The sequence below is a fragment of the Rhizobium sp. NZLR8 genome (assembly GCF_019685025.1).
GTDB lineage: Bacteria > Pseudomonadota > Alphaproteobacteria > Rhizobiales > Rhizobiaceae > Rhizobium.
This window is the reverse complement of sequence record NZ_JABDVY010000007.1, coordinates 36,582-56,225: the sequence shown is the minus strand read 5'-3', so window position 1 is coordinate 56,225 and position 19,644 is coordinate 36,582. Positions and strand designations below refer to the sequence as shown.

Here is a 19,644-nt window from a genome sequence, read left to right as displayed (position 1 = left end):
CATGCCCGTCAATGCCCTCTATCGTGACGACTTCTATCTTTCGACATGCGAGGCGGTCGTCACCGCCGTTCACGAAGATGGGGGCATCGAACTGGACCAGACCTGCTTCTATGCGACATCCGGCGGCCAGCCGGGTGATACCGGCGAGCTTGAACGCGCCGACGGCACCAAGATCGCCCTTGGCCAGACGAAGCACGGTCCGAGCAAGGATATCGTCATCCATGTGCCGCTCGAAAACGAGCCGAAGCCCGTGGTCGGCGAGACGCTGGTGCTGCACCTCGACTGGCTGCGCCGCTACAGGCTGATGCGCATGCACACGGCCTGCCATCTGCTCTCAGTCGTCTGCTCCTTTCCGATCACCGGGGCTGCCGTCGGCGAGGAGGAAAGCCGCGTCGACTTCGACATGACCGAGACGATCGACAAAGACGAAGTCACGGCCAAGCTGATGGAACTGGTCGGTCAGAACCATCCGGTCACCCTGCAATGGATCACCGACGAAGAGCTTGCGGCCAATCCTGATATCGTCAAATCGAAGAATGTCCGCCCGCCGATGGGGCTCGGCCGCGTCAGCCTCGTCTGCATCGGCGAGAACTCGTCGATTGACAGCCAGCCCTGCGGCGGCACACATGTTTCCGAGACTCAGGAAGTCGGGCAGATCCACATCGCCAAGATCGAGAAGAAGGGCAAAGAGAACCGGCGCTTCCGCATCCGCTTCGGCACGCCCGGCGACGAAGCCTGACCATCAAGGGAGACCACAATGAGTGAGACCAAGAGCCGTTTCGTCGTGTCGGCCGACTGGCTGCAGGCGGAACTCGGGAAGCCGGACCTGCGCGTGCTGGACGCCTCCTTCTATCTGCCGGCGCAGAAACGCGATGCCGATGTCGAATATGCGGCCGGCCATATTCCCGGTTCCATCCGCTTCGACCAGGACAAGATCGCCGACCACTCGACGTCGCTGCCGCACACGATCCCCTCGCCCGACTATTTCGCCGCCGAAGTCGGCCGGCTCGGCATCAGCGAAAACGATCGGATCGTCGTCTATGACGGCATTGGCCTGTTCGCCTCGCCGCGCGTCTGGTGGCTGTTCCGGGTGATGGGCGCGAAGAACGTCTTCGTGCTCGACGGCGGTCTCGACGGCTGGAAGGCCGAAGGCCGTCCGCTCGAAAGCACCGCACCCAACTATGCGCCGGCGAGTTTCACGCCTGACTTCGACGAGAGCCGGGTGGTGACGCTCGATAGGATGCGTGACATCGTCTCGAGCGGTGCGATGCAGATTGCCGATGCCCGCAGCGCCGGCCGCTTCGCTGCTGCCGAGCCCGAGCCGCGCGCCGGCATGCGCTCCGGCCATATGCCGGGCGCCCGCAGCCTGCCCTCCGGCACCTTTGCCAACCAGGGCCGGTTCAAATCGCTGCCCGAACTGCGCCAGACCATCGAGGATGCCGGCATCGATCTTTCCAAGCCTGTCGTCACCTCCTGCGGCTCAGGCATCACCGCAGCAATCATCACGCTGGCGCTGGAATCGCTCGGCCATCACGACAACAAACTTTACGACGGCTCGTGGAGCGAATGGGGCAGCCGTGACGATACGCCTATCGTCACCGGCCCGCCGACGCCGGTCAAAGCCTGATCGCCATGGGGAAGACACCCGCGTCGCTCAAAGCGCATATCACCCGGCTGGAAATGACGGCGCCGCCGAAGGCGAGCATGCCAGTGCCCGTCAATATCCAAACGGCGATCATGCGCGCTCCCGAGATCCCCTTGCCCTTTTACCGCTATCTGTACCGGCAGGTCGGCGCGCGCTGGCAATGGGTGGACCGGTTGCGCATGAGCGACGAGCAGCTTGCCGAGACGTTGAACGACAAGCGCAACAATATCAGCGTCCTCTACGTCAACGGCGCGCCCGCCGGCTTCTACGAATATTTCTGCGAGGACGAAGATACGATCGAGCTCAGCCATTTCGGCCTGATCGAACACGCGCTCGGCCTCGGCATCGGTAAATGGTTCCTGCTGCAAGCGCTCTACGCCATATGGTCGCTGAATCCGAAGCGGGTCACCACCACAACAAACAATCTCGACCACCCGCGCGCACTGCAGCTCTACCAGATGTACGGCTTCTCCCCGGTCTCGACCGGCACCGGCATCGTCCGGCCGCTGAGCGACAAGGAGCTGCTGGAGATGGCGCGGAAAAGCTGACTGTTTGGTTTACCTTCCTGTGCCTGTCACAGGAATCCAGACACGGCGCGTCTGCGCCGGGAATGAAGCAATCCCACAAAGGAAAGCGTCTATCGCGCCCAAGGACTTGGGCGCACTGGAATCCTGTGACGAGCATAGGAATGAGGGTGGAAACTTCTCTTCAAACGTCGATGAATTGGCATGTCTGGCATCAAGTACGAGATTGTCCGCGGCGATCTCGACAAGCAATAGCACCCGCAAGAAACGGGTGGCTTGGGCGATGGTCCGGGTGCAATTTCATGGCGATCACAAGGAGATTTGCCGTGACCGCCATTCGTTTTGCCGCCATGCCGACCACTGACGCTGAACATCTCTGGAGCGGTGGCCGCGACGCATATGACAACCTGCCTGAGACGGTGGTTTCCGACGGTGACGGCAACCCTTGCCGCCACTGCCTGGGGAATATCGAAGAAGGCGAGGAGTTTCTGGTTTTCGCCTACCGGCCGTTCCCGGAGCTGCAGCCCTATGCCGAAACCGGGCCGATTTTCCTCCACAAGCAGCCCTGCCGACGCTACGCCGCCGAGGAGATCCAGCCGCCAATGTTGACGATGAGCCCCGACTTCATCGTCCGCGGCTATAGCAAGAACGACCGCATCGTCTATGGCACCGGCGCAGTGACTGATATCGCCAATATTCCGGCCTACGGCGAAAAGCTGCTGGCGCGGCCCGACATAGCCTATGTGCACGTGCGCTCGGCGCGCAACAACTGCTTCCAATGCCGGATCGACAAGGTAAAGACGCCGGTTCTTGCAGAGACCAGCGCCTAACCTATAGTCAGCTAGCTTACGCTACGTTCAGCACGCTTTCCGGCGCGAAAGCCTCGTAGCCGAGCGCCTCGGCGACCGGCTTGTTGGTGATGCGGCCCTTGTGCACGTTCAGGCCGTTCCGCAGATGTTTGTCTTCGGCGATGGCGCGCAGGCCGCGATCGGCAAGCGCCAGGCCGTGGACCAGCGTGGCATTGTTCAGGGCATGCGCCGAGGTGACCGGTACCGCGCCCGGCATGTTGGCGACGCAGTAATGCACGACGCCGTCGACCTCATAGGTCGGATCGGAATGGGTCGTCGCATGCGAGGTCTCGAAGCAGCCGCCCTGGTCGATGGCGACATCGACGATGACCGAGCCTTTCTTCATGCCGGATAGCATTTCGCGGGTGACGAGCTTCGGCGCGGCGGCACCTGGGATCAGCACGGCGCCGATAATGAGATCGGCCGTGAAGACTTCCTCCTCCAAAGCCTGGATGCTGGAATAACGCGTGTGGATGCGGCCTGCGAAGATATCGTCGAGCTGGCGCAGGCGCGGCAGCGACCGGTCGAGGATGCTGACATCGGCGCCGAGGCCGGCGGCCATCCTGGCGGCATGCAGTCCGACGACACCGCCGCCGATGACCGCAACCTTGGCCGGCAGAACGCCGGGCACGCCGCCGAGCAGGATGCCGAGGCCGCCATTGGCCTTCTGCAGGGCGGTGGCGCCCGCCTGGATCGACAGGCGGCCGGCAACCTCCGACATCGGCGCCAGCAGCGGCAGGCCGCCGCGTTCGTCGGTCACCGTCTCATAGGCGATCGCGGTGACGCCGGAGGCGATCAGACCCTTGGTCTGATCGGGATCGGGGGCCAGATGCAGATAGGTGTAGAGAAGCTGACCGTCGCGGAGCTGCGCCCATTCGGAGGGCTGCGGCTCCTTCACCTTGACGATCATATCGCATTTTTCAAAAATATCCTTGGCGGAGGCGGCGATCTTCGCGCCAGCCGCAGCATAGGCGCCGTCATCGGCGCCGATGCCGGCGCCCGCCTTGGTTTCAACCCAGACCTCATGGCCATGGGCAACATATTCACGCACCGAAGCCGGCGTCAGGCCGACACGGTATTCATGGTTCTTGATTTCCTTCGGGCAACCGACACGCATTTGCGTTCCTCTCATGTCATCCGCAGTCGCGGATTTCCTCGGACATTGAATCCAACCACCAAGGGCGTGAAATGTCCTTGCAAAGACGATTTGCGAAGAGGCGGTTTTTCGGTGATTATTGCGTACGCTCTATATTTTTTCGAAGGTTCTTCGAATGGCCGATCTGGATACCATCGATCTTGCGATTCTTAAGGTGCTGCAGGCCAATGCCCGCATCACCAATGCCGAGCTTGCCGAAAGGATCGGCCTGTCGCCTTCGGCCTGTTCGCGCCGCCTCGACATCCTCGAACGAAGCGGCGTCATCGGCGGCTATCATGCGCGGCTTTCGCACAAGGCGCTCGACTACAAGATGATCGCCATCGTGCATATCTCGCTGTCCGGCCAGTTCGCCAAGACGTTGGCCGAATTCGAGGCAGCGGTGAAACTCTGCCCGAACGTGCTCGTCTGTTACCTGATGTCGGGCGAATACGACTATATCCTCAGGGTCGCCGCCCGCGATCTCGAGGATTATGAGCGCATCCACCGCGATTGGCTGTCGGCCCTGCCCCATGTCGTCAAGATCAATTCGAGCTTCGCGCTCAGAGAAATCATCGACAAGCCGAATGTCGGGCTTTGAGCCCTTGCATATCCACGGAAAGCCTGCCCAGACTTTCGGTGCGCGCGGGCGTTTCCCGTTCATTGGCATGTGATGACATCGAAGACCCAAGGCTATATTTTCGTCCTGCTGGCGATCACCATCTTTTCGCTGCAGGACGCCATCTCGAAACATCTGGCAGCGACCTATCCGCCGATCTTCGTGACGATGATCCGCTATTGGGCTTTCGCGCTGTTCACGATCATCCTCGCCTCGAAGATGCGCGGCGGCATCAGGGCGACGGCCCGTACCAAACGCCCCATGCTTCAGGTGACGCGCGGCGTGCTGCTTGCCGTTCAGGTGGTTTTGGCCATCACTTGTTTTGCCGTGATCGGCCTTGCCCGCTCACAAGCGATCTTTTCCGCGACGCCGATCCTGATCGCACTGCTGTCGATGCCGATCCTCGGCGAGCGGGTTGGCTGGCGACGATGGATTGCAATTGGCGTCGGGCTTTTCGGGGTTTTGCTGATCCTGAAGCCGGAAGGCGAGTTTTTCGATGTGAAACTGCTACTCGCCGTCATTTCCTGCTTCAACTTCGCCTTCTACGTCATCGCCACGCGTCTCGTCAGCCGCGACGACTCGTCGATGACGAGCTTCTTCTATACCGGCGTCATCGGTGGCATCACGATGAGCATCATTGGCCCGTTCTACTGGAGCTCTATGTCGCGGGCAGACTGGGGCTGGATGGCGCTGGTCTGTATGACCAGCATTTCCAGCCACTATTTCTTGATCCGCGCCTACGATCTCCTCGATGCCGCCGCGGTTCAGCCGCTGACCTATCTGTCACTGGTCTACGCCTCGATCATCGGTGTGACGATCTATGACGAAACGCTCGGTATCAACACAATCATCGGCTCGATCATCGTCGTTTCCGCCGGGATCTTCACCATCTGGCGCGAGCATGTGGTGGGGCGCAGGACGGCCACAGCCAATTGACGTTTCACTGCAATTTTAGCCAAGCCCCTAAAACCATTTCAATTTTCGGGCGCTATGCTCCCTGGCTGTATCAGGGGAGAACATATGACCCGCAACTTGAAAATCACGGCCCGTAAGGCCGACCGGAAAAACTGCCGCGTCTTCGGCAGCGTCAAATATCTGAACAGCGAGGTGGATGCCCGCATCCTCAACCTGTCGGCGACCGGTGCCGCATTGGAGATGAAGACGCCGCTCCATGCCGCATCCGGCAGCAAGGTCCGTATCGAGGCTGAAAACCTTGGGATGCTCGAAGGCATCATCCGCTGGAAGCACAATGGCCGTGTCGGCATCCAGTTCGACGTGAATTCGAATGCGCGGGCGCAGGTCTCCTCCTATTTCCGCTTTTTCCATAAGGAAATACGGCCGGTGCTGGCGGTACGCCAACTTAGAACCCATACCAACGGCGATCGCCCACCTCATTTGGCGACGTTGACTCTGAAATCGTAAGGCTGCGGCGCTTCTGCGCCGCAGGGGCGGCCGAGATCGCGTCAGTCGCTGCGCTTGGCACTGGTGCCGAGCGCGCGTTGGAATCGGGTCGCCTTTCTCCGCGATTGTTTTGCCGTCCTGTCATTTTCGCAGTGTACTCCTTGTCAATTCGTCCTAATTCTGACGGGCCGGACGATGCATGATCTTTGAAGGAGAGTTCGATGTCTTCCATTTTCGACGTTGGCGTCATGAGCCGCCGTTCCCTGCTTGGCGGGCTTGCCGCCACTTCCGCCCTGGTGCTGCTGCATCCCTTCAGCGCACGCGCCAGCGCCAACCAGGCGCATCTCCGGCTGATGGAAACGACGGATATTCACGTCAACGTCTTCCCGTATGACTATTATGCCGACAAGCCGAACGACACGATGGGCCTGTCTCGCACCGGAACGATCATTGACGGCATCCGCGCGGAAGCCGTCAATTCGCTGCTGATCGACAATGGCGACGTGCTGCAGGGCAATCCGATGGGCGACTACATGGCCTATCAGCACGGCATGAAGGACGGCGACGTCCATCCCGTGATCAAGGCGATGAACACGCTCGGCTATACGGTGGGCACGCTCGGGAATCACGAGTTCAATTACGGGCTCGACTTCATGTTCAAGGTCCTATCAGGTGCAAACTTCCCCTTCGTCTGCGCCAACCTGACCAAGGGCCAGCTCGCCTCGGACCCGAAGCAGGACGATCTCTTCTTCAAGCCCTACCTTATCGTGGAAAAACAAATCAAGGACGGCGCCGGCAAGGAGAGCCCGGTCAAGATCGGCTTCATCGGCTTCGTACCGCCGCAGATCATGCTCTGGGATATCAAGAATCTCGAAGGCAAAGCGCAGACGCGTGACATCGTCGAGGCCGCCAAGGCCTGGGTTCCCGCCATGAAGGAAGCCGGCGCCGATATCGTCATCGCGCTTTCCCATTCCGGCATCGACGGAGCCGCGCCGTCCGAAAAGATGGAAAACGCCTCGCTGCATCTGGCCGCCGTCGATGGGATCGACGCGATCTTCACCGGCCACCAGCATCTCGTCTTCCCCGGCCCGAAGAGCTGGGATGGCATCGCCAATGCCGACCCGGTCAAGGGCACGCTGCACGGCAAGCCCACGGTGATGGCAGGCTTCTGGGGTTCGCATCTCGGCCTGATCGACCTGCTGTTGGAAAAAGACGGCAACAGCTGGAAGATCGTCGACTTCACCGCGGAAGCCCGGCCGATCTATCATCGCGACGACAAAAAGAAGGTGGTTGCCGATTACGCCGACAAGAAGGACGTGGTCGACGCCGCCAAGGCCGAGCACGAGGCAACGCTTGCCTATGTGCGTACCCCCGTCGGCAAGACGTCGGCGCCGCTCTATTCCTACTTCGCGCTGGTCGCCGACGATCCCTCGGTGCAGGTCGTCTCCCAGGCCCAGACCTGGTACATCAAGCAGATGCTGGCCGACACCAAGTTCAAGGATCTGCCGGTGCTTTCGGCGGCGGCCCCCTTCAAGGCTGGCGGACGCGGCGGCGCCGACTACTACACCGACGTTCCGGCCGGCGATATCGCCATCAAGAACGTCGCCGACCTCTATCTCTACCCGAACACGGTGCAGGCCGTTGCCATCACCGGCGCACAGGTAAAGAACTGGCTCGAAATGTCGGCCGGCATGTTCAATCACATCGAGGCCGGCTCGAAGGACGCACCGCTGCTCAACAACGACTTCCCGTCCTACAATTTCGACGTCATCGACGGCGTGACCTATCAGATCGATCTGTCGCAGCCGCCGAAATATGATTCGTCCGGCAAGGCGATCAATCCGGATGCCAACCGCATCCAGAATCTCGCCTTCGACGGCAAGCCGATCGATCCCGCCCAGAAATTCGTCGTCGTCTCCAACAACTACCGCGCCGGCGGCGGTGGCAATTTCCCGGATATTGCCGCGGACAAGGTGATCTTCCAGGCGCCGGATACCAACCGCGACGTCATCGTCCGCTACATCCACGACCAGGGCACGATCAATCCGACGGCCGATGCGAACTGGACCTTCAAGCCGCTGCCGGGCACGACGGCGACCTTCGAGAGCGGCCCAAAGGCGAAGCAGTTCCTCGCGGCGGTCAAGAGCGTCAAGATCGAGGATGCCGGCGACGGCGCCGACGGTTTCTCGAAGTTCAGGCTGGTGCTTTAAGTGGAAAGAGATGCCGGCGAAGGCGCGCTCGCGCCTTCGTCATTCGGCAGCGAGCGGCGTTTCGGGTTCACGCAATTCTGCGATCTCAGCATGGAAATCGGCTTGGCTCGGGCAAGCCGAAAGCCGCGTGCGGAACGCGTCGATCATCCAGGCAGCCGCAGGTCCCGGCGGATTGGCGAGCTGGCGCATCGAATAGATGGCATACTCGCCCTGTTCGTAGGCGTCCAGATCGAGATGGACGAGCGCGCCGCTGCGAAGATCGTCATGCATCACTGAGGCAGGAAGACCGCCCCAGCCAAGGCCGGCCTTGATGAGCTGATGCTTCGTGGCAATGTCGCTGACGCGCCATGTCTTGTAGGACAGAACGTTGAAATCGCGCCCCTTCGTCCGGCCCGACGCATCGGTGACGACGAGCTGCACTTCCTCGCGCACGTCGCCGAGCGTCAACGGCCGGTCGATCCCAGCAAGCGGGTGATTGGGTGCGGCAACCGGCAACATGAAGGAGTGGCCGATCCGCTCGGTGACGACCGAATCATCCTGTTTCAGGACTGCGCCGCCAATGCCGATGGTCGCCTTGCCGCTGAGGACGAGGTCCATGACCACGCCGAGCTCACCGACATTGAGGTTCAACGAAACGGACGGAAACCTTTCGCGAAATTCGTGCAGGACATCGACCACGGCCCGGGAAGGCACCATGACGCTGATGGCGACGGACACCTCCGCTTCAAGCCCTTCCCGCAAGCTCTTGACGCGCGCTCGCATCACCTGCAGGTCGCCGAGTATGCGCCGCGCATCCTCCAGCATCGCCTTGCCCGCCTCCGTCAGCTTCGGCTGGCGGGCGCCGGAGCGCTCGAAAAGCGCCACCTCGAGCTGCGCCTCCAGATTGGCAATCGTATAGCTGACGACCGACTGCGCACGGTTCAGCGCCCGCGAGGCGGCCGAAAAGCTGCCGGTCTCGGCAACGGTCAAAAACACCTGCAATTGGTCCAGGGTCGGGTTCGGAAGCATATCCATCCATTCCATCGATAGTTTCGATCGACATTATCACCGTTTTTTCGATAGCAGGCCAGACCTATTTTCCTCGTCGACACTGCGGCTCACCTCCCAGCAATGGGCCGTCAAATCCAATTCGAAAGGAAATGCACCATGTCGTCCATCCTTCTTCTGACGTCCAGCCCGCGCGCCGACTCGCTCTCGACGCCGATCGCCGTCGACCTCGCTGAAAAGCTGAAGAGCCAGAACCCTGGTAGTGTTGTCGTTCGCCGCGACCTTGCCGCCAATCCGTTGCCGCATATCGATAACCTCTTCACCGGCGCAATCCGCAAGCCGGCCGAAGCCCGCACTGCTGAGGAGGCAGCCGCCGTCAAAACTTCCGACGAACTTGTCAACGAGCTGCTTGCCGCCGACACGATCGTCATCAGCACCGGTCTCATCAACTTCAACATCTATTCGTCGCTGAAGACCTGGATCGACAACGTCGCCCGCGCCGGCCTGACCTTCAAGTACACGGAAAGCGGCCCGGTTGGCCTCGCGACCGGCAAGAAGGTTTATGTGGTGCTCGCCTCGGGTGGCGTCTACTCGCAAGGACCGGCATCCGCCTTGAACCACGCCGTGCCCTACTTGAAGTCGGTGCTCGGCTTCCTCGGCATCAGCGATATCGAGACCATCTATGTCGAAGGCCTGGCCTTCGGTCCCGAAGCTGCCGAAAAGGCCATCGACGCCGCCAAGTCGCGCGTCCAGGAAATCGCGCTGGCCGCCTGATCGGCTTCTAATGCTCGCATGGAACGGCCGGCAATTGCCGGCCGTTTGTCATTGGTCGATACCGGCGACAAAATCCCGGACCGTCTCCAGGATTTCGGTCGAGAGTTGCTCATCGGAGGAAATCCTGGAAAGGCCGACGCCGCCGGCCATCATCGCGAAGGCCATGATCGCCTTGCGTCGCCGTTCTCCCTCGTCCGCTCCCGCAGCCTTGCTCGCCAAAGCCTCAAAATTACGCCTGAGCCCATCGGTGGCGATCGCCCGCGCCTTCTCGCCGCTGCGGGCTATATCGGAGGTCAACGCCGCAAATGGGCAACCGTCGCCGGGGTTGTCGCGATGATAGACACTGACGTAACGATCGGCGATATCGGCGGGCTTCATCGCCGCCGGATCCACACCCTCGGCCGCCAGCCTGCGTCCCCACGAATCGAAAGCGGACTGAATCGCCTCGGCGACGAGATCGTCGCGGGAGGCGAAGTGCTTGTAGAAGCCGCCGACGGTCAGCCCGGCCTCCTTCATCAGGTCGGCGACGCCGATACCTTCGAGCCCTTCCTCGCGCAGCCGCTTCGACGCGGTCTCGACGATCTTCTCGTGCGTCTTCTGTTTCTCCAGCTGCGAACGCCCCATCGGAATCTCCCGGCACTAAATTCGAATGAGCATGATGTCGGCCGAAAACCGCTTACACTTTTCGGCATCATGCTCCTTGACGCGTATGGATTACAGTCATAATCCTTATAGATAACGATCATAATCCAGATCGTTAGCAATTCCAAGAGGAGCATGAATCATGCGTCTAAGAAACAAGGTCGCGCTGATCACCGGCGGAAACAGCGGTATTGGTCTCGCCACCGCCAAGATCTTCATCGATGAGGGCGCCAGGGTGGTGATCACCGGCCGCAATCCGGAAACGCTGGCCGCGGCCGAAAAGGCGCTTGGGGCCGGCGTGCTGGCACTGAAGGTCGACGTCACCGATGCCGCTGCCACCGAGAAGGCCTTTGCGGAAGCCGCCGCAAAGGTCGGCAAGTTCGACATCGTCTTCGCCAATGCCGGCATTGGCGGCGCGACGCCGCTCGGCGAGACGTCGCCCGCGCAGTTCAACCAGATCATCAGCACCAATCTGACGGCGGTTTTCTTCACCGTGCAGGCGGGCCCTGCCGCATTTCAACGACGGCGCTTCTGTCATCCTCAACGGTTCGGTGCATGCCGTGCTCGGCGCCCCCGGCTGGTCGGCCTATGCGGCGACCAAGGCTGCGGTCCGGGCGTTGACGCGGAATATGGCCTCCGAGCTCGCGCCCCGCGGCATCCGCGTCAACCAGGTGACACCAGGCGGCACGAAGACGCCGATCTGGTCGCCGATGGCACCGACGGAAGAGCGATGTCGGCGCTGGAAGCCCGCATCGGGGGGATGAGCCCGCTCGGCCGCATGAGCGAAGCTGACGAAATCGCCAAGGCAGCACTCTATCTGGCCTCGGATGACGCGGCCAATATCACCGGCATCGAGATCACCGTTGATGGCGGCATGACGAGCGCCCCGTCCGGCGCCAAGATCTTCCGCGCGGCTTAAGCGAGTTTCACCACCCCGGAACGGCCGACGACGCAGTTGCGGCCGCTCCTCTTGGCAGCATAAAGCCGGCCATCGGCGGCCGCCAGCACGGCGGTAAAATCGACACCGTCCTCGTCGGCGGTCGCAACGCCGATACTGACCGTGACCGGCCGGTCATCCGGCGTCTTGACGCTGGTGGCGATCGTCCACCGCAGGCGCTCGGCAAGGAGCAGACCTTCCTCGTGGTCGGTGCCCGGGCAGATGGCAACGAATTCCTCGCCGCCGAAGCGGAAGACGCGGTCGCTCGAGCGCAACGTCGTGCCCAATCGGGCGGCGATCGCCTTCAGCACCTCATCGCCCTGGAGATGGCCGTAGCCGTCATTGACATCCTTGAAGTGATCGGCGTCGAGAATGAGGACGGTGGCGAATAGCCCCTGCCTCAATGCCTCGCGCACCATCAGCGGTGCTTCAACTTCCATGCGCGTGCGATCGTAGACGCCGGTGAGCATATCGCGGCCGGTGCGCTCCAGAAGGTCGTTGTAGCGCTCGCGGAATGTCAGGTCGCCGAACACGTCGCTGATCGAACGTGCCGACACGCTGGCCCCGCCCCGGCGAATACGATATTCGTAGATCGCAAACATCGCCGCATAGAGGCAGACGGCCAGCATTTTCGCCTTCCATCCGGCCCAGAATGCAGCGATCGGCACATCCAGGAAATAATTCAACGCGGCAAAGAAGCCGATCTGGTCGAAGGTCAGCAGCACAAATCCGGAAATCAGGAAGCGCAGCACGACGCGCCGGCGGAAGAAATCGCCGAGTTTCTCGTAAAGCAGGATGATGCCGAGTGAATCGACATAGAGCAACGCCGTGCCCCAGACCATCAGCCAGCCCATCTCTTTGAGGAAATCGACATCGGGCGTGTGGTTGGGCGACATTTGCAGCGGCAGGTGCAGCTGCAGCACCCAGGCGATGCCGACGGTCAGCAGGTTGCCGAGGAACAGGCCGTAGATCGGCTGACGCACCGTGGCGGCATCCTCCTGCCGGTAAAGCATCAGGATCATCATCAGCTTGCCGGAGAAGAAGACCGATGAACCCGGCGACACATCGCCGAACGGCAACGAGACGTAGAAGACCGCCGCCAGATAGGTTTCCATGAAATGCATGACCCCGAGCGCCGTCAGGAAGACGCCCAGACCGAGCCGATGACGGAAGTGCAGAAGCGTGACCATCAGCGAGAAATAGGCGACGGCTTCGACAGCGAAGAGCGCGAGGTTGAACGTCTCCATCACCTCTCCCCAGCTTCAAGCCGGCGCGGTCGGCGGCGCGCGGACGCGGCGATCGCGACAGCGGATCCTTTGGTCGATCGTCCGAAAAAGTCAAACACGAGGGCGGCCCTGCACATGCTGCAGGCGATACCTTTGACCGCAATCCTTTAAGAATGCGTGAGCACGATTGCGCGCGCCGGAGAAGCATCCGGCTCACAGGATTGAAAAACAAGAATAATTGCGGCCGACATCCGGCCGATCCGGCAGATCCCGATTTCAGACCTGACGAAGCTTCTCGCCGTCACCAAAGAGCGACGAACCATGCTGATCAATGATCTGCTGCGCCTTGCGCACAGTGCATTCGAGCGCATCATCGGAAGAGCTAAACAGATCGGCGCGGATGAAATTGCGTACCAGCACCTCGTCGCCGACCTTCTTTTCGATGCGGCCGGCAAGACGATATTGGCTGCCTTCCCTACGCGGCTCCGCGTAGATCGTGCAATCATTGTAAAGCTGCGGCTCGCCGGAAGGGCCGGCCGCCTCCGAGGGGGCGGGTTTGCTGCCGCCGGAGAACATCGAAAAAATATTTGAAATGAACGAAGCCATGCTGCGCCTTTAGCACGGCGATATCGTCGTCGCCAAGTTAAATGATCAGATTGGCGAGGATCTCGTTTTCGGTGATATCCTCGTAACCCATGCCGGCAGCTTCGAAATTTCCGATCAGCCTGGCGAAATTGTCCGGCGCCTTGGTTTCGATGCCGATCAGGATCGAGCCGAAATTGCGCGCTGATTTCTTCAGATATTCGAAACGGGCGATATCGTCGTCGGGGCCGAGCAGATTGAGGAAATCCCTGAGCGCCCCGGGGCGCTGGGCAAGCCGCAGGATGAAGTATTTCTTCAGCCCTGCGTAACGCATGGCTCTTTCCTTTACGTCAGGCAGACGCTCGAAATCGAAATTGCCGCCAGAGACGACGGCAACGATGGTCTTGCCGCGGATCACGTGGCGGTCCATCGCGGCGATCGCCGTCAGCGACAATGCGCCGGCCGGCTCCAGCACGACGCCCTCGACATTCAGCATCTCCTGAATGGTGACGCAGATGGCGTTCTCCGGCATCAGTTGCACTTGGCTTGCCGGGAAATCGCAAAGAGCGGCGAAATTCAGGTCGCCGATCCGGGCAACGGCGGCGCCGTCGACGAAATTATCGACCTTGGCAAGCGTCGTCACCTTGCCGGCCTCGATACTGCGCCTCAGGCTCGGCGCGCCGGCGGGCTCGGTGAAGACGAAAGCCGATTTCGGCACGGTGCGGTGGAGATAACCGGTAATGCCGGCGGCAAGGCCGCCGCCGCCGACCGGCAGGACGACCATATCAGGCACCGTTCCCTCAGGCAGTTGCTGCATGATTTCAGCGGCGACGGTCGCCTGTCCCTCAATGATGTCGGCATGGTCGAAGGGCGGCACCATGACGCCGCCGATTGCCTCGACATGGTCGCGCGCGGCCTGGTAGCATTGGTCGAAGAAGTCTCCGAACAATCGGATGGTGATGAATTCGGCGCCGAACATGCGCGTCTTGTCGATCTTCTGCTGCGGTGTCGTCACCGGCATGAAGACGACGCCCGGCACGCCGAAATGGCGGCAGACGAAGGCGAAGCCCTGGGCGTGATTGCCGGCCGAGGCGCAGACGAAGGTCTTGCCGACCGCTCCCTGCCCGATCGCCTTGCGGAAGAAATTGAAGGCGCCGCGGATCTTATAGGAGCGCACCGGCGACAGATCCTCGCGCTTCAGCCAGATATCGGCCCCGTAGCGCGCCGACAGATGATCGTTGAGTTGCAGCGGTGTTGCCGGAAAAAGGCTGCGCATTGCTTCTTCGGCGCTTTCGACATCAAGTCTCGTCACGGGCGTGGTCCATTCTCATAATTACAGCGCCGCTATGGCATAGGCCGACCGGCAAAAGAAAGCCCGTTTCGGCCATTTGCGGTTCGCCGCCAGCCCTGTTTGCGAAAGCCTTTCTTAAGCCCACCGCAAAATTGGCGGCACATGAACTGATTTTAACTGTCAATGAAAACGCCAGCCACTAATATAAAGCCATGATCACGTTCAACTTCGCAAAACCACTCGCCTGGCTGCTGCTCGCCGTCATCCTCTTCGTCACGGTTTCGCCGATCGGGCTGAGGCCGGAGACCGTTACGACGGTCGACACCGACCGCGCAGGCGCTTATGTTCTTCTCGGCCTCGCCTTTGCGCTCGCCTATCCGAAACAGTGGAAATTGGTGGCCGTGCTGCTGATCGCTGGTTCCGTCGCCATCGAATATCTGCAGTACCTTTCGCCGACGCGCCATCCGCGCCTGCATGATGCCGGCATCAAGGCAATGGGCGCCGCCTTGGGGCTGCTCGCCGGCTGGGTGATCAACAGGTGGCGCGCGACCAAAGCGCCAGATACGCTTCCTCTCGCAGAAAGCTGATTATCCCGGACTAGAACCCGCGCAGCTGCACGGCCCAGAAAAACAGTGGTATTGCAGCGATCGCAGTTCCCAGAACAAGCGCGACACTGGTCTTGACGATCCGGACGCGCCGAACCCTAGCCCCACTCCAATCGTAAACCATCGTCTTACTCCCAGAAGACAACACTTACTCAACCGCCGCGGCGCAATCCTTGCACCGAAAATGCCCCCGTCAAGCAATAGAACGCATATATCCACAATATACATGCATATTCAAACGATATTGTGAAGCTGGTCCGGGGCGACCGGAATCGAACCCGTATGACCGAGGCCGATAGATTGTCGCTGAAACCCGGTACACTTGATCGGCATCGAAAACGACTTTGACAGTGCATGCCTAATGCTCGACGGCGAGCAAGTCAATTTCCGCTCGCCGCCGTCTCGCGCGTTTCCACATAATTCTTTCGTCGGAAGCCGAATAAAATCATGCGAAATTCAGAGTGTTACAGGTCTATTTCGCGTCTGACGTAACCGCGCTATAGCACTTCCACTAGCCGTCATAATGGCCGGAGAACGCCGCCTCTGCCGACTTGACGGTGACTGCCAAATTCACGCCCTTTGTGACCGTCGCGCCGGTGGCGCGAAGATCGGTCACCACTTTCAAGCCACCCGCCTTTGGGGCCGGGAGCGGCAGTACTGTGCAGGCGTCCAGATCAGCGACCCAGAGTCCGTCTTGACCTTCAACACTAATAACAACAACTGTAGCCATGTTTTTGCCCTCTAACGATTGATGTTTAAAATCCAGCTTTCTTCAGGCCTTCACGATAAAGATCTTTATGCCATTGCTCTTTACTTGGAACTGCAGACAACCACTTGTCCACATCGAAGTCCGGGTTGCCTTCACGAAACCTTCGTACGAAGACCCGCGCCTTGTCCTGATGACCCAACATGGCCCAACTTGCGGCGGACAACCTGTCCGCTAAATTGGGGTCGGCCATCTGCCCGATATAGTCCAGCGAAGCTTCGAATTCGCCGAGGGCATAGTTTGCTCCCGCAGCAGTCCAGAAATAGGTATCGGGACCGAGCGGGTTCAGCTCGATTGCCCGCTCGATCTTTCGCAAGGCCATGGCGGGGAGCGAACAATGAACCAACGTGTCCGCGTAGTCGGCAATCACGTCGGCATAGTGTGGCGCAAGGCTTTCTGCAATTTCCATTGCTTCGGCGCTTTCATCAAACGCGCCCTGCAATAGTTTGGCAACACCGAGCTCGCGATAGCCATCGGCAAAGTCCGAACGCATCTCGGTGGCCTGCTTTGCGAAAGTCTCAGCCAATTGCAAAAGATCGATATCACCTCGGGCCGTCAACAACCATTCCTTGGAGTAGGTGCGCGCCATAGAACTCTGCGCCGGCGCGAAATCGGGGCTTTCGCTGAGCGCGGCCTTCATTTCCTTGCGGGCGCGCCGCAGGTTCGGAAGTGTCAGCCGCGCCAGGTGCCGCCTGCCGACAAGATATCGATGGTAAGCGATCGGGTTCAGATCTTCGCGCAACGCCTCATGGCGCTCGATTTCGCTGGACACGGAGAGAGCGATCTGCCGGGCAACAACTCTCCTGTCTCTGGCGAGATCCATACGATCGAGGCTGAACCTTTCGGCCCAAACTATTTGATTCTGATCGAAAAAGATCAGCTGGGCGAACAGGGTCACTTCATCGCCGGAATTGCTGATCCGGGTGTCGAGGATATAGTTGACGCGATGCCGTTCAAAGAAGGCTTTCTGCGTCTCCACCTGGTGGCCGATCTGAACCGCCGAATACGGGGCTATGACCTCCAGGCTGTTGAAGACGCAAAATCCGATCGTGATATCCTCCACCAACGATGCGGCTAGAAAACCAGCTTGAGGCCGAACGGATTGGTTCCTGGGCGGAAGCAGCACCAAGCGGGGAATGGCAATGCTGATATCTTCGGGCTCAAGGGGAAGCGCCGCGTCGAGTTTCGCCTTTGACGACATGGATGTCGGACGGAGAGGTTTTGCATCACCGTCATCGGATCCGGTGCGCGGGGCGATGCCTTTCGAAGTCGCACTACGCCGCTGTTCGAAATAGTTCCGGAGGGATTCAACTTCCTCTTCCGCGTTGAATATCCGGATGAGCAATTGCAGCGTTTCCGGATCCCTCGGCTCCGTCCGAAACAGGATAACCGCTGCCTTCCTCAGGAGTTCGGATTCCTTTCCCGACTCGGCCAATCGGGACGCCGTTCTCAATGTATTTGCGAGAAACTCGATATGGTAGTTTTCCCGTTCGGCAAGCCACCGCTGAAACTGACGGCTATGGCTGTGAACCGCCCCCAGAAAAGGCTGGTTCATCAGTTTCACCAGCTGTCTCAGTCGGGCAAACGGCTCAACCTCGTCCTCCTGGTTCGATAGCAGAATGTCGGAAGACAGAGACGCCCGTTCAAGGGTGAGTATGTTGCCCTTTGATGAAAGGATGTTTACCCCGAGATCGATTTGGCGGGCCTTAATGCGCGAAATCACCTTGCGTAAAGTCGAAAGTGCAACGTCCCTGTCGGCCTCGCCCCATAGTAAGCGAGCCAAGGTCGTTCGATCTGCCGAACCTTGATCGGTTGTGAACAAATAGGCGAGAAGCAGCAGGCCTTTCTCGGGAAACGCAACAGCGTTCCCATCTCCGTCAACGAGCTGCAACGTCCCGAAGGTCTTCAGAACAAAAGCCATTTTGCCGTTTAGTCACCACATGTCCCGGCATTCACAATGAAAAGTGAAGTGCACGTATTGCAACAGTAGAAATCGCAAACACTACCCCTGCCAGTACTTTGTCCCAATGTCCTGCGAAATTCAACAAGCTTGTGTCGCAGGGGTTGTGCCAAGTTTTCTACGCTGACTCGCATAATGTTCGCAGTCGACCGTCGCGCCCTCGCATATCGGCAAGATAAATCGGAAAATTCGTGCCGTATCGTTGCTTTTCAAAGCTCTAATCAGCAGGCAAGATCTTCGCTTTACTGCCGAATTCAGCTGGACATTCGAAGCGACCAGCGTTTTGGAACGCCATATCCCCAGTGCCCAATATCCGACCTCATCTCTCAAAGCCGATATAAAATTGTGGAGGGTGATTGCGGCCTCCAGACTTTGAAACGGAATCGCATGCCCACCCCTGAATATCGGTTGAGAAAACCGTCTCTCTTTGTTAGCAGGAAGAACCACGCGGACGTGGTGGAATTGGTAGACACAAGGGACTTAGACAAAATTGAGTGCACTGGCGGAAACGCCTGATGTAGAACTGCTCAAAGTCGGGGAAACCTGTCAGATGGCAATCCCGAGCCAAGCCCCGCAAGGGGAAGGTGTAGAGACTAGACGGGCAGCACCTAAGGCAGACGCTAGGGTGAAGGTATAGTCCAGACCACAAACGCCGGAAGGCGGCGGCGAAAGTCGTAGCTGGTAAGAAAATCCCTCGGCCTAGGCTTTGCGGGTTCGACCCCCGCCGTCCGCACCACCAACAAACAGTCATGCGCCGCTTTGCCGGTGGCACCGGCGAATGATCAGGCAAGTATTTCTCATCAAACGGAAAGGCGCCGCAAGCTTACGCTCGCCGCGCCTTATTATTTCTCGTCAAAGATCAGGCGAGCTTGGCAGCAAGCTTGGCGACATGGGCGCCCTGGTATTTCGCGCCTTCGAGCTCGATCTCGGAAGGCTGGCGCGAGCCGTCGCCGTTGGTGATGGTGGAGGCGCCGTAGGGCGAGCCGCCCTTGACTTCCTCGGTACCCATCTGGCCCTGGAAGGCATAAGGCAGGCCGGCGACGACCATGCCCTGGTGCAGGAAGGTCGGGATGAAGCCGAGGATGGTCGTTTCCTGGCCGCCGTGCTGGGTCGCCGACGAGGTGAAGACCGAACCGAGCTTGCCGACGAGCTTGCCGGCAAACCAGAGGCCGCCGGTCTGATCCCAGAAATTGCGCATCTGCGAGGCGACCGTGCCGAAGCGGGTGCCGGCACCGACGATGATCGCGTCATAGTCCGCCAGTTCGTCGACGGTGGCGATCGGAGCGGCCTGGTCGACCTTATAGTAGGAAGCCTTGGCGACCTCTTCCGGAACCAGTTCCGGAACGCGCTTGACGGTGACGTCGGCACCAGCCGACTTGGCGCCTTCGGCAACCGCATAGGCCATGGTTTCGATATGGCCATAAGCCGAATAATAAAGGACGAGAACCTTCGCCATCTTCTGTCTTCCTTCACGCAGTGGGTTGAATGTCGTGAT

The 19,644-nt window shown here is 59.9% G+C and carries 19 protein-coding genes and 1 pseudogene; 11 read left to right on the top strand and 9 right to left on the bottom strand.

What is annotated here, in order from left to right:
- Window position 1: 1 nt before the first annotated feature.
- From HJB89_RS17080 to HJB89_RS17065, 4 genes are all read left to right on the top strand, one after another.
- A complete protein-coding gene (locus HJB89_RS17080; protein ID WP_207583922.1) occupies window positions 2-739 on the top strand; it encodes an alanyl-tRNA editing protein in 738 nt (245 codons plus the stop codon).
- 18 nt (window positions 740-757) lie between these two features.
- Complete coding sequence (gene sseA / locus HJB89_RS17075) at window positions 758-1,627, top strand: 3-mercaptopyruvate sulfurtransferase (protein ID WP_221150261.1); 870 nt, start codon at window positions 758-760, stop codon at window positions 1,625-1,627.
- Window positions 1,628-1,632: 5 nt separating this feature from the next.
- Window positions 1,633-2,193 carry a GNAT family N-acetyltransferase gene (locus HJB89_RS17070; RefSeq protein ID WP_207583920.1) on the top strand — a complete coding sequence of 187 codons (561 nt, stop codon included), beginning with the start codon at window positions 1,633-1,635 and terminating at the stop codon, window positions 2,191-2,193.
- 302 nt (window positions 2,194-2,495) lie between these two features.
- Window positions 2,496-2,999 (top strand): DUF1203 domain-containing protein, encoded by a 504-nt coding sequence (locus HJB89_RS17065; protein WP_221116297.1) that lies wholly within the window; start codon window positions 2,496-2,498, stop codon window positions 2,997-2,999.
- Between the two features lie 16 nt (window positions 3,000-3,015).
- On the opposite strand, the gene ald is transcribed toward HJB89_RS17065, so the two are convergent.
- Window positions 3,016-4,134, bottom strand: coding sequence for an alanine dehydrogenase (gene ald, locus HJB89_RS17060; RefSeq protein WP_207583918.1), 1,119 nt, complete (start codon window positions 4,132-4,134; stop codon window positions 3,016-3,018).
- Between the two features lie 154 nt (window positions 4,135-4,288).
- Here ald and HJB89_RS17055 point away from each other — a divergent pair, with 154 nt between their 5' ends.
- The 4 genes from HJB89_RS17055 to HJB89_RS17040 all read left to right on the top strand — a co-directional run bounded on the left by HJB89_RS17055 (window position 4,289) and on the right by HJB89_RS17040 (window position 8,379).
- Complete coding sequence (locus HJB89_RS17055; protein WP_207583917.1) at window positions 4,289-4,750, top strand: Lrp/AsnC family transcriptional regulator; 462 nt, start codon at window positions 4,289-4,291, stop codon at window positions 4,748-4,750.
- A 72-nt stretch (window positions 4,751-4,822) separates the two neighbouring features.
- Window positions 4,823-5,704: a DMT family transporter gene (locus tag HJB89_RS17050; protein ID WP_221150259.1), complete on the top strand. Its 882-nt coding sequence runs from the start codon at window positions 4,823-4,825 to the stop codon at window positions 5,702-5,704.
- Between the two features lie 84 nt (window positions 5,705-5,788).
- Complete coding sequence (locus HJB89_RS17045) at window positions 5,789-6,190, top strand: PilZ domain-containing protein (protein WP_221116295.1); 402 nt, start codon at window positions 5,789-5,791, stop codon at window positions 6,188-6,190.
- A 200-nt stretch (window positions 6,191-6,390) separates the two neighbouring features.
- A complete protein-coding gene (locus tag HJB89_RS17040) occupies window positions 6,391-8,379 on the top strand; it encodes a bifunctional 2',3'-cyclic-nucleotide 2'-phosphodiesterase/3'-nucleotidase (RefSeq protein ID WP_221150257.1) in 1,989 nt (662 codons plus the stop codon).
- A 39-nt stretch (window positions 8,380-8,418) separates the two neighbouring features.
- Here the strand turns inward: HJB89_RS17040 and HJB89_RS17035 are convergent, their stop codons facing one another.
- Window positions 8,419-9,387, bottom strand: a complete 969-nt coding sequence (locus HJB89_RS17035; protein WP_221132693.1) for a LysR family transcriptional regulator — start codon at window positions 9,385-9,387, stop codon at window positions 8,419-8,421.
- Window positions 9,388-9,525: 138 nt separating this feature from the next.
- Between HJB89_RS17035 and HJB89_RS17030 the strand changes: the two genes are divergently transcribed.
- A complete protein-coding gene (locus tag HJB89_RS17030) occupies window positions 9,526-10,140 on the top strand; it encodes an FMN-dependent NADH-azoreductase (RefSeq protein ID WP_221116293.1) in 615 nt (204 codons plus the stop codon).
- A gap of 48 nt (window positions 10,141-10,188) precedes the next feature.
- On the opposite strand, the gene HJB89_RS17025 is transcribed toward HJB89_RS17030, so the two are convergent.
- On the bottom strand, window positions 10,189-10,764 hold the full coding sequence (locus HJB89_RS17025) for a TetR/AcrR family transcriptional regulator (RefSeq protein ID WP_207583912.1): 576 nt from the start codon (window positions 10,762-10,764) through the stop codon (window positions 10,189-10,191).
- A gap of 160 nt (window positions 10,765-10,924) precedes the next feature.
- Here HJB89_RS17025 and HJB89_RS17020 point away from each other — a divergent pair.
- Window positions 10,925-11,701 (top strand): annotated as a pseudogene (locus tag HJB89_RS17020) (SDR family oxidoreductase).
- Here HJB89_RS17020 and HJB89_RS17015 read toward each other — a convergent pair.
- The 3 genes from HJB89_RS17015 to ilvA all read right to left on the bottom strand — a co-directional run bounded on the left by HJB89_RS17015 (window position 11,698) and on the right by ilvA (window position 14,839).
- Window positions 11,698-12,969, bottom strand: a complete 1,272-nt coding sequence (locus HJB89_RS17015) for a diguanylate cyclase (protein ID WP_221116291.1) — start codon at window positions 12,967-12,969, stop codon at window positions 11,698-11,700. The pseudogene HJB89_RS17020 and the gene HJB89_RS17015 sit on opposite strands and share 4 nt — an antisense overlap.
- Before the next feature lie 252 nt (window positions 12,970-13,221).
- Window positions 13,222-13,551: an HlyU family transcriptional regulator gene (locus HJB89_RS17010; RefSeq protein ID WP_207583909.1), complete on the bottom strand. Its 330-nt coding sequence runs from the start codon at window positions 13,549-13,551 to the stop codon at window positions 13,222-13,224.
- 37 nt (window positions 13,552-13,588) lie between these two features.
- Entirely contained in the window at window positions 13,589-14,839 is a 1,251-nt protein-coding gene (gene ilvA / locus HJB89_RS17005; protein ID WP_221150255.1) for a threonine ammonia-lyase, read from the bottom strand.
- A gap of 191 nt (window positions 14,840-15,030) precedes the next feature.
- On the opposite strand from ilvA, the gene HJB89_RS17000 reads away from it, so the two are divergent.
- A complete protein-coding gene (locus tag HJB89_RS17000; protein WP_207583907.1) occupies window positions 15,031-15,405 on the top strand; it encodes a VanZ family protein in 375 nt (124 codons plus the stop codon).
- A gap of 529 nt (window positions 15,406-15,934) precedes the next feature.
- On the opposite strand, the gene HJB89_RS16995 is transcribed toward HJB89_RS17000, so the two are convergent.
- From HJB89_RS16995 to wrbA, 3 genes are all read right to left on the bottom strand, one after another.
- Window positions 15,935-16,153, bottom strand: coding sequence for a hypothetical protein (locus HJB89_RS16995; RefSeq protein WP_221150253.1), 219 nt, complete (start codon window positions 16,151-16,153; stop codon window positions 15,935-15,937).
- Between the two features lie 25 nt (window positions 16,154-16,178).
- Entirely contained in the window at window positions 16,179-18,110 is a 1,932-nt protein-coding gene (locus HJB89_RS16990; RefSeq protein ID WP_207583905.1) for a hypothetical protein, read from the bottom strand.
- Between the two features lie 898 nt (window positions 18,111-19,008).
- Entirely contained in the window at window positions 19,009-19,605 is a 597-nt protein-coding gene (wrbA, locus tag HJB89_RS16985; RefSeq protein WP_221116344.1) for an NAD(P)H:quinone oxidoreductase type IV, read from the bottom strand.
- Between the last annotated feature and the right edge of the window lie 39 nt (window positions 19,606-19,644).

Coding starts and splice junctions, on each gene's coding strand:
- HJB89_RS17010 (WP_207583909.1), bottom strand. CDS start 13,551: ATGGCTTCGTTCATTTCAAATATTTTTTCGATGTTCTCCGGCGGCAGC.
- ald (WP_207583918.1), bottom strand. CDS start 4,134: ATGCGTGTCGGTTGCCCGAAGGAAATCAAGAACCATGAATACCGTGTC.
- HJB89_RS17055 (WP_207583917.1), top strand. CDS start 4,289: ATGGCCGATCTGGATACCATCGATCTTGCGATTCTTAAGGTGCTGCAG.
- HJB89_RS17050 (WP_221150259.1), top strand. CDS start 4,823: ATGACATCGAAGACCCAAGGCTATATTTTCGTCCTGCTGGCGATCACC.
- HJB89_RS17045 (WP_221116295.1), top strand. CDS start 5,789: ATGACCCGCAACTTGAAAATCACGGCCCGTAAGGCCGACCGGAAAAAC.
- HJB89_RS17030 (WP_221116293.1), top strand. CDS start 9,526: ATGTCGTCCATCCTTCTTCTGACGTCCAGCCCGCGCGCCGACTCGCTC.
- HJB89_RS17035 (WP_221132693.1), bottom strand. CDS start 9,387: ATGCTTCCGAACCCGACCCTGGACCAATTGCAGGTGTTTTTGACCGTT.
- HJB89_RS17025 (WP_207583912.1), bottom strand. CDS start 10,764: ATGGGGCGTTCGCAGCTGGAGAAACAGAAGACGCACGAGAAGATCGTC.
- HJB89_RS17000 (WP_207583907.1), top strand. CDS start 15,031: ATGATCACGTTCAACTTCGCAAAACCACTCGCCTGGCTGCTGCTCGCC.
- wrbA (WP_221116344.1), bottom strand. CDS start 19,605: ATGGCGAAGGTTCTCGTCCTTTATTATTCGGCTTATGGCCATATCGAA.
- HJB89_RS16995 (WP_221150253.1), bottom strand. CDS start 16,153: ATGGCTACAGTTGTTGTTATTAGTGTTGAAGGTCAAGACGGACTCTGG.
- HJB89_RS17070 (WP_207583920.1), top strand. CDS start 1,633: ATGGGGAAGACACCCGCGTCGCTCAAAGCGCATATCACCCGGCTGGAA.
- HJB89_RS17080 (WP_207583922.1), top strand. CDS start 2: ATGCCCGTCAATGCCCTCTATCGTGACGACTTCTATCTTTCGACATGC.
- HJB89_RS17040 (WP_221150257.1), top strand. CDS start 6,391: ATGTCTTCCATTTTCGACGTTGGCGTCATGAGCCGCCGTTCCCTGCTT.
- HJB89_RS16990 (WP_207583905.1), bottom strand. CDS start 18,110: ATGGCTTTTGTTCTGAAGACCTTCGGGACGTTGCAGCTCGTTGACGGA.
- sseA (WP_221150261.1), top strand. CDS start 758: ATGAGTGAGACCAAGAGCCGTTTCGTCGTGTCGGCCGACTGGCTGCAG.